The organism is Pseudoalteromonas sp. Z1A6, from assembly GCF_011378745.1.
GTDB lineage: Bacteria > Pseudomonadota > Gammaproteobacteria > Enterobacterales > Alteromonadaceae > Pseudoalteromonas > Pseudoalteromonas arctica.
On record NZ_WTKW01000602.1, the window covers coordinates 1 to 1,263 of the forward strand.

The following is a 1,263-nucleotide window of genomic DNA, read 5'->3' on the forward strand; positions in this document are numbered from 1 at the left end:
AGTGGTACAGTGATTTTGGCCACCCATTAAGAAAGAAATGTTATGCTAATAAGCATACAAATTTGGGTGAAAAAATGACGAAATTAAAACGCGCAACGTATTCTGCAGCAATAAAATTAGAAACAGCTCAGCTTGTAGTTGACCAAAGTTATACTCAAGAAGAAGCAGCCAAAGCGATGGGGGTGGGTAAATCAACCGTCAGTAAGTGGGTTACTCAATTAAAGCAAGAGCGGAATGGCCAGACACCATCTGCTTCGCCAATGACGCCCGAACAAATTGAAATCCGCGAACTTAAAAAGCAAATCCAACGCATCGAATTAGAAAAGGATATATTAAAAAAGGCTACCGCTCTCTTGATGTCCGACTCCCTGAACAATTCTCGTTAATCGAGAAACTAAATCAACGAGAGCGTTACCCAATTAGCGTGCTGTGTAACGTATTCAATGTGCATCGTAGCAGCTATAAATATTGGGCTATACGGGATACAACGCCGACGTCAGAGCAAGTAAGGCTAGAGGCTGAAGTTAAAGCAATACATGCAATGAGCGGTGGCTCAGCTGGGGCGCGGACAATCGCGGCAATAGCAACGAACAATGATTTTGAATTGAGTCGTTATCGTGCTGCTAAGCTAATGGTTAAATTAAAGCTTGAAAGCTGCCAAGTACCTCAACATTCATATAAACGCGGCGGTAATGAACACCTTGAAATTCCAAACCTGCTTGATAGACAATTTGATGTTGTTGAGCCAGATACCGTGTGGTGCGGTGATGTGACGTATATTTGGGTAGGTAATCGCTGGGCTTATTTAGCCGTTGTTATTGATTTATTTGCACGTAAAGTAGTTGGCTGGGCCATGTCGTTGTCGCCAGATACTAATTTAACGCTAAAAGCGCTTGAACTCGCGTATGAAAGCAGAGGAAAACCGACAGGACTGATGTTTCATTCAGACCAGGGTAGTCATTATACAAGTTTAAAATATCGCCAACGTTTATGGCGCTATAAAATCAAACAAAGTATGAGTAGGCGTGGAAACTGTTGGGATAATGCACCAATGGAGCGATTTTTTAGAAGCTTTAAAACGGAATGGATGCCAAAGGTTGGATATGGAAATTTTATAGATGCTAAATATAGCGTTAGTGATTATATCAACGGATATTACAACAACGTTAGGCCGCATCATTATAATGCCGGTTTAGCGCCAAATGAATCTGAGGTTAGATATCAAGATTCTAAAACTGTGGCCAAATTTTATTGACCACTACA

General features: G+C 41.2%; 1 protein-coding gene. It reads left to right on the forward strand.

Annotated features, from left to right (window positions below; all coding sequences use genetic code 11):
- Positions 1-74: 74 nt before the first annotated feature.
- Positions 75-1,255 (forward strand): IS3 family transposase gene (locus tag GQR46_RS19835; protein ID WP_165728178.1). Its coding sequence is split into 2 segments (ribosomal slippage): positions 75-333 and positions 333-1,255, totalling 1,182 coding nucleotides; the frame shifts between segments, so codons are not numbered across the junction.
- The last annotated feature ends 8 nt before the right edge of the window (positions 1,256-1,263 follow it).